This is a genomic window from Pseudomonas sp. Hz4 (assembly GCF_054898165.1).
Map to the genome: position 1 here is coordinate 2,086,907 of NZ_CM142719.1, position 7,447 is coordinate 2,094,353.

Sequence of the window (7,447 nt, forward strand, 5' to 3'; positions counted from 1 at the left end):
ACTTTAGGCTCGTAGGATTTGGCGTATACGCCAATAGCCCCACGAATTACGCCAATCATGCCAAAAACCATTCACGTACTCGCCTTTGCCAGTGTGCAATTGCTCGACGTCACCGGGCCGTTGCAGGTGTTCGCCTCGGCCAATGACATTGCTCGTCAGAAAGGCTTGCCGCCGCCTTACGCGCCGACGGTGATTGCCAGCGGCGGCGGGGCGGTCATGTCGTCGGCGGGGCTGGCGCTGCTCGCCGAACCGTTGCCCGAGGGGGGGAGCGATACGTTGATCATTGCCGGTGGCTGGGGCGTTTACGACGCGGCGCAAGACCCACCGTTGGTGGCGTGGGTGCGTGAGCATGCGACGGGGTGTCGGCGGGTGTCGTCGGTGTGCACCGGGGCATTTTTGCTGGCGGCCAGCGGCTGGCTCGATGGCCGCCGGGTGGTCACTCACTGGACGCGTTGCGAGCAGTTGGCGCAAAAGCATCCGCGGCTGCAGGTTGAACCTAATCCGATTTTCATTAATGACGGCCCGGTCTGGACCTCGGCCGGGGTCACCGCCGGCATCGACCTTGCGCTGGCAATGGTTGAAGAAGATCTTGGCCGCACGATGGCCCTGGAGATCGCCCGGCAACTGGTGGTGTTCCTGAAACGGCCCGGCGGCCAGTCGCAGTTCAGCGTGACCCTCTCTTTGCAAAAGGAAGGTAATCGTTTCGACGAACTTCACGCCTGGATCAGTGAAAACCTCACCAAGGATTTGGGTATCCCGACCTTGGCCCTGCAGGCGGGCATGAGCGAACGCAGTTTCGTGCGCCACTACCGCGCCGACACCGGCCAGACGCCAGCGCGGGCCATCGAACTGATTCGGGTCGAGACCGCCAGACGTTTGCTCAGCGACACCGGTGTGCCGATCAAACGGCTGGCGGTGCAATGTGGGTTCGGTAGCGAAGAGACGCTTCGGCGCAGTTTTCTGCGGGCCATGGGCGTGACCCCGCAGGCCTATCGCGAGCGTTTCAGCGTCAGCCCTCCAGCAGATCCAGTAACGCTCTGAGCGTTGCCTCGGGCGCTTCTTCGGGAATGTTATGCCCGACGCCCGCCAGCACTCGTCGCTCATAACGCCCGGTGAAATGGGCGATGTCTTCGTCTATCTCCGGTGCCGGTCCGACGCCATCGTCAGCACCGCACAGGGAAATCGTCGGTACGCTGATCGGCGGCTGTCGGGTCAGCGCTTCTTCGATCCACTCCAGCGCAGGGTCGCCGGCCGCGTACATGAACCGATGGCGGTAGGAGTGAATCACCACCTCGACGAAATCCGGATTATCGAAGGCCGGGGCGCTTAACGGATACAACTCAGGGCCTTTGGTCCAGGTGGGTGACCACAACGTCCAGAGCAATTCGCACAAGGCTCGGCGATTTTTCGTCAGGCCTTCGACCCCGCGTGGCGTGTGGAAGTAGTACTGATACCAGAGGCGGTGCTCAGTTTCCGGGGCCGACGGTTCGGTGGAGTGGGGAATGTCCTGAAGGTTGTAACCGTCGCCGGTCACCAGGCAACGAACCCGCTCAGGCCATAGCGCCGCTACGATGCACGCCGCCCGACCGCCCCAGTCGTAGCCGCACAGGGCGGCTTGTTGAATGGCGAGGGCGTCCATCAAATCCAGCAAATCCTGGGCGAGCGCGGCTTGTTGTCCGGAGCGCAAGGTGTCGGGGTTGTTGAAACGGGTCGCGCCGTAACCGCGCAGGTACGGGACGATGACGCGGTAGCCATTCGCTGCGAGGGCTGGGGCGATTTCGTCGTAGGCGCGGGGGGAGTAGGGGAAGCCGTGGAGGAGGATGACGGCTTCGCCGCTGGTAGGGCCGTGTTCTTCGTAGGCGAGAGATAAAGCTGGAGTTTGGGTGAAGTGGATCAGCGCTTCAGTGTTCATTCGACACTCCAGAGAGGTTGTTCTTACCGATTTCCTAGACTTCGATTTCCGCCACCTGATTAAAGTACTTCGACCGATCCGGCGTAAACGTCACCACCATTTTGGTCCGCGAACAGGTCAACGCTCGTTCTTCACTCAGATCGATATCCAGATCTTCCCCGCGCAACCCCTGCCACTGAGCGAGGTACTTGAGGGATCCGTATTTTTCGAGTTTCTTCAGGCTACGGCTGACACCACCTTTCCAGCCCAGCACCGGCAGTTCGCCGGCAAGGCATCGTTGGGCGAGTTCGGGGAAGCGGTCGGCGCGTTGGCGGCCGATCTCCCAGCATTTGATCAGGCCTTTGTCGTGGGCTTCCCACAATTCGTCGCGGTTCAGACCGGACCTGAGTGGGGTGTCAATGCTGCGGTGGATGCGCTGGGTCATTCTGGTTCCTTGAATTCGGGTTTTGTTGGACAGCTCCGCTGTACCCGTTGACGGTGGATGGTAGGGGCGGATGTTACGGCTGGCAACAAACGTTTTCGGGCTGTTGGAATGGGTGGTTTCGGATGATTGGACAGGTTTGTTTAATTGTTGTAGGGGGGCTGGACTGCACTGGCCACTGGTTTCGCGGGTAGGCAGTCAGTCTTGTGTATGGCTGATGGCCCGCGAAGGAGGTGACTCGGTCTCAAGGCTGCCAGTAATTCTTCTCCCCACTCAATTTCCGATTCAGAAAACTGGCCGCACTAATCAGCGCCAGGTGCGTCAGCGCTTGCGGCGTATTCCCCAGGTGCCGCGCATGGCTGTCGAACTCTTCGGCGTACAGCCCCAGCGGGTTGGCGTACCTCAGCAACTGTTCAAATTCCAGATGCGCCTTTTCCACCTGACCGGCGCGGGCCAGGCATTCGACGTACCAGAACGAGCACGCGGCGAACGCGCCTTCGGTGCCGCAGAGGCCGTCGATCTGGCTGTCTTCGTTGTGGTAGCGGTAGACCATGCCGTCGCGCACCAGGGTTTTCTGGATGGCTTCAAGGGTCGCGAGCCAGCGCGGGTCTTTGGCGCTGACAAAGCGCACCAGCGGCATCAGCAGCATTGAGCCATCAAGCGCGGTGCCGCCGATGTGCTGGACAAAGTGCCCGCGTTCTTCGTTCCAGAAGTTTTCCCAGATGTCAGCGTAGATCGCCTGTCGGGTCTGATCCCAGCGGGCGAACGGGGCGGGCAGCGAGCGTTTGGAGGCGAGGCGAATGGCCCTGTCCAAGGCGACCCAGCACATCAGTCGCGAGTGCAGGAAGTGATGTTGTTCGCCGCGCATTTCCCAAATGCCGACGTCCTTTTGCTCCCAGGTTTCGCAGACTTGATCGACCACTTGCACAGCGTGTTTCCAGCCTTCATGGGAAATGGCGTCGCCGTATTTGTTGACCAGGTACACCGCGTCCATCAGCTCGCCGAAGATATCGAGCTGGACCTGTTCGTAAGCCTGATTGCCGATGCGCACCGGTGTCGCACCGCCATGGCCGGACAGGTGCGAAAGTTCGGATTCCGGCAGTTCCTGACGGCCATCGATGGCGTAGAGAATGTTGAGTTTCATCGATTTGCCGTGGCAATCACTGACTCTGCCACGTAGCCAGCGCATGTAATCGTTGGCTTCGTGAACGAAACCCAGGCGCATGAACGCGTAAACCGTGAACGAGGCGTCGCGGATCCACGTGTAGCGGTAGTCCCAGTTGCGCTCGCCGCCAGGCGTTTCCGGCAGGCCGAAGGTCGCGGCGGCGAGGATTGCGCCATGTCTGCGCGAGGTCAGCAGCTTCAGCGCCAGGGCCGAACGATTGACCATTTCCCGCCAGCGACCGCGGTAGTTGGACTGGCCGATCCAGTCGCGCCAGAACTTCAGCGTGCGTTCCATGCACAGCGCTGCGGCGCCTTCCTGGAAGCGCGGATCGTCGATGCCGCCGAGCAGGAACTCGGCGCTCTGGTCCTGTTCGAGGGTAAATTCGGCGACCGCCGCATGGCCGTCGATACGTAAAACCTGGTCTGAAGACAGGCGCAGGGACGGCTGATCGGCGGCCTCGAAGGTCACGTCCCCTTCATCCATGCGCGCACGGGTCTTGGCGCGAGCGTAGTCATGACGCACGGCGCAGCGCATGTGGAACGTTGCCTGGCCACTGACCACGCGAACCTGGCGCATCAGCACCGAGGTGTCATCTTCGCTGTCGCCAATGGGCAGCAGGTCGGTGACTTCGACGACTGCGCGGTCGCTGAGCCATCGGGTTTGCAGCACATTGGTGTCGGGCAGGTAAATCTGTTCGCGGCGAGCGTCGGGTAAATCCGGGGACAGTTGGAAAATCCCGGCCTCAGGCGTGTCCAGCAGCGAACAGAAGATCGACGGGCTATCGAATTCGGGCCAGCAGAAAAAATCCACGCTGCCCTTGTCGTTGACCAGTGCCGCGCTGCGCATGTCGCCGATGATGCCATGGGCATCGATAGCGCTTTGTGTTTCGGGATGATGATCAGCCATTGCCGCGAAACTCCGGATAAAGGCTCATGCCGCCGTCGATGAACAGGGTGGTACCGACGATGTAGTCAGAAGCATCGGAGGCGAGGAAGACCACCGCGTTGGCGATGTCCTCGACATCGCCAACGCGGCCATAAGGAATGAGTTTGAGCAGTTCCTGCTCGTGCTCGCCTTCGGTGGCGGCGCGATTGATCGCCGTGCGAATGGCTCCCGGCGCGATGCCGTTGATGCGAATCCGCTGGTGGCTGACTTCCTGGGCGAGGGTTTGCATCAGCATGTCCACGCCGCCCTTGGACGCGGCGTAATTGACGCGACCGGCCCAGGGAATGCGCTGGTGCACCGAACCCATGTGGATGATCTTGCCAGCGGCCCGCGAGACGCCATCGCGAATGCCTTGTTGGTTGAAAATTCGCAGGGCGGCGCGGGCGCAGAGGAACTGGCCGGTGAGGTTGACGCCGATCACCTGGTTCCAGTCGTCGAGGCTCATGTCCACGGCCGGTGCGTCTTTCTGCAGGCCTGAGTTGGCGACCAGAATGTCCAGAAAACCGAAGGCTTCGAGGGTTTGTGCGAATAACCGTTCGACGTCTGCTTCTTTGGAAACGTCGGCACCGATGGCGATGGCCCGCCCGCCTTCACCATTGATCTGCCGGGCCAGCTCCTCGGCGGGGGCGGCCTGGGAATTGTAGTTGATCACCACGGCGGCACCGGCGGCGGCCAGGGCCTTGGCGGCGGCTGCGCCGATGCCGGAACTGGCACCGGTGACCAGGGCGACTTGTTGGTCGAGAGAAATCTGCATGAACGTCAGCGCCTTGAATTGAGGGCCTAAATAGCTGACTGGTTTGAGCGGTAGAGAGTTCATTTGGTGACTGCGCTGGCCCCTTCACATTCAACCAACAATTGGCTGCTTTCCTCTCGCTCAGCGTTTATGGCAACTTGCAGGCCCTTGCTGAGACCCGAACCATGGCAAACCCCTACCGCGAACTATTCAACGCCCCTGGCAGCAGCGCTTTTGTGCTGGCCGGCATGATCGCGCGCATGCCGATTTCCATGACCGGCATCGGCCTGATCACCATGCTCTCGCAATTGCAGGGCGGTTATGGATTGGCCGGTGCGGTGGCGGCGACGTTTGCCCTGGCCACGGCGTTTTGTGCACCGCTGGTGTCGCGGCTGGTGGACCGTTTCGGGCAGCGCCGGATCTTGCCGGTATCGGCGCTGATCGGTGGCGGGGCGTTGTTGCTGGTGTTGCTTTGCACTCGCTTGCAGGCGCCGCAGTGGACATTGTTTTTTTTCGCAGCGCTGGCTGGTTGCATGCCGAGCATGTCGGCGATGGTGCGGGCGCGCTGGACCGAGGTGTATCGCGGCCAGCCAGAATTGCAAACCGCCTATGCGCTGGAGTCGGTGCTGGACGAAGTCTGCTTTATTGTCGGGCCGCCACTGTCGGTGGGGTTGTGCGTGATGGCGTTCCCCGAAGCCGGGCCGTTGGCGGCGTTACTGATGCTGGCGATCGGAGTCACGGCGTTTGTGCTGCAACGTGACACCGAGCCGGCGATTCATCCTCATGAAGAACATCATCAAGGTTCGATCATTCGTTCTGGCGAGATTCAGTTGCTGATGCTGTTGATGGTCGCGATGGGCACCATCGTCGGTGTGGTGGATGTGGTCAGCGTGGCGTTCGCCCAGCAGCAGGGCCAGCCGGCGGCGGCGAGCATTGTGTTGTCGGTGTATGCCATCGGTTCATGCCTGGCGGGATTGGCGTTCGGGGCGTTGCGCTCGAAAGTGCCGCTGCCGCGACTGTTTCTTTACGGCGGCGTGGCGACGGCGGTGACCACGTTGCCGTTGCTGTTGGCGACGAACATTCTCGGGCTGTCGCTGGCGGTGTTCGTCGCCGGGTTGTTCTTTGCGCCGACGCTGATTGTGGCGATGGCGTTGGTGGAGCGCATCGTGCCGCCGGCCAAACTCACCGAAGGCCTGACCTGGCTGGTGACCGGGTTGAGCATTGGCGTGGCGATCGGCGCAGGCAGTTCCGGGTGGCTGGTGGATGCGTTCGGGGCGCGTAGCGGGTTCTGGGTGGCGATTGTTGCTGGCGCCGTGGTCCTCGGTTCCGCAGTCCAAAGCTTGCGCCACTTGAAATGAAGAACAAATGTGGGAGAGGCGGTACGACTAATTCCTCTCGGCGCTCATCCGTTCTCTTATCAGACAACTTTTCGAGGTAAGCCCGGTGACCCAGCTGACATTGCTCTGCCTGCCCTATTCGGGTGCGAGCGCCATGGTCTACAGCCGCTGGCGACGCAAACTGCCGGAGTGGCTCAAGCTGCAACCCGTGGAGCTTCCGGGGCGTGGCGCCCGGTTTGGCGAACCCTTGCACACCGACATGCGGCGCCTGGCGCTGCAACTTGCGCAGGAACAAAAAGCCACGCTCAAGACGCCGTACGCGTTGTTCGGTCATAGCCTTGGCGCGTTGCTGGCCTGTGAGATGGCCCATGCGTTTCGCTCGCTTGGCTGCGCGGAACCGGTGGCGCTGTTCGCCTCAGGCACCGCCGCACCGACCCTGCGTGCCGACTACGATCGCGGTTTCGCCGAGCCCAAAACCGATGCCGAATTGATCGAGCAATTGCGCACCCTCAACGGCACCAGCGAGGAAGTGTTGGCCAACGAAGAGCTGATGAGCCTGACGCTGCCAGTGCTGCGCGCGGACTTTCTATTGTGCGGCCGTTTCGAACCGCAACAACGTCCATTGCTCACGTGCCCGATCCATGTGCTCGGCGGCAAGGCCGACCGCGCCACCACCGAGCAGCTGATCGGCTGGAGCAAGGAAACCCGCGGCAGTTTCTCGGTGGACATGCTCGCTGGCGGTCATTTCTTCATCCATGAGCACGAGGCCAAGGTGTTGCGGGTGATCAAGGATCAGCTGGAAGTTCATCATCGGCGGCATGTCATGGCCGCCAGCGCCTGACGCAATACCTGTGGGAGCGGGCTTGCTCGCGAGTACGGTAGGTCAGCCAACATCAATGTTGAATGATGAACCGCATTCGCGAGCAAGCCCGCT

The 7,447-nt window shown here is 61.5% G+C and carries 7 protein-coding genes; 3 read left to right on the forward strand and 4 right to left on the reverse strand.

The features are described from left to right. Nucleotides 1-57: 57 nt before the first annotated feature. Entirely contained in the window at nucleotides 58-1,041 is a 984-nt protein-coding gene (locus ACYZTR_RS09420; RefSeq protein WP_461978278.1) for a GlxA family transcriptional regulator, read from the forward strand. Here ACYZTR_RS09420 and ACYZTR_RS09425 read toward each other — a convergent pair. From ACYZTR_RS09425 to ACYZTR_RS09440, 4 genes are all read right to left on the reverse strand, one after another. Continuing rightward, entirely contained in the window at nucleotides 1,010-1,912 is a 903-nt protein-coding gene (locus tag ACYZTR_RS09425) for an alpha/beta fold hydrolase (protein ID WP_461978280.1), read from the reverse strand. The two genes, ACYZTR_RS09420 and ACYZTR_RS09425, sit on opposite strands and share 32 nt — an antisense overlap. 34 nt (nucleotides 1,913-1,946) lie before the next feature. Beyond that, a complete protein-coding gene (locus ACYZTR_RS09430; protein ID WP_461978282.1) occupies nucleotides 1,947-2,336 on the reverse strand; it encodes a hypothetical protein in 390 nt (129 codons plus the stop codon). Nucleotides 2,337-2,577: 241 nt separating this feature from the next. Continuing rightward, nucleotides 2,578-4,404: a glycoside hydrolase family 15 protein gene (locus ACYZTR_RS09435; protein WP_461978284.1), complete on the reverse strand. Its 1,827-nt coding sequence runs from the start codon at nucleotides 4,402-4,404 to the stop codon at nucleotides 2,578-2,580. Continuing rightward, entirely contained in the window at nucleotides 4,397-5,197 is an 801-nt protein-coding gene (locus tag ACYZTR_RS09440; RefSeq protein WP_461979634.1) for a glucose 1-dehydrogenase, read from the reverse strand. The genes ACYZTR_RS09435 and ACYZTR_RS09440 overlap by 8 nt, the downstream gene beginning before the upstream one ends. Nucleotides 5,198-5,361: 164 nt before the next feature. Between ACYZTR_RS09440 and ACYZTR_RS09445 the strand changes: the two genes are divergently transcribed. Together ACYZTR_RS09445 and ACYZTR_RS09450 are read left to right on the forward strand one after the other, a co-directional pair. Then, nucleotides 5,362-6,534 carry an MFS transporter gene (locus ACYZTR_RS09445; RefSeq protein WP_461978286.1) on the forward strand — a complete coding sequence of 391 codons (1,173 nt, stop codon included), beginning with the start codon at nucleotides 5,362-5,364 and terminating at the stop codon, nucleotides 6,532-6,534. An 85-nt stretch (nucleotides 6,535-6,619) separates the two neighbouring features. Beyond that, nucleotides 6,620-7,354 carry a thioesterase II family protein gene (locus tag ACYZTR_RS09450; protein WP_461978288.1) on the forward strand — a complete coding sequence of 245 codons (735 nt, stop codon included), beginning with the start codon at nucleotides 6,620-6,622 and terminating at the stop codon, nucleotides 7,352-7,354. Nucleotides 7,355-7,447 lie beyond the last annotated feature (93 nt).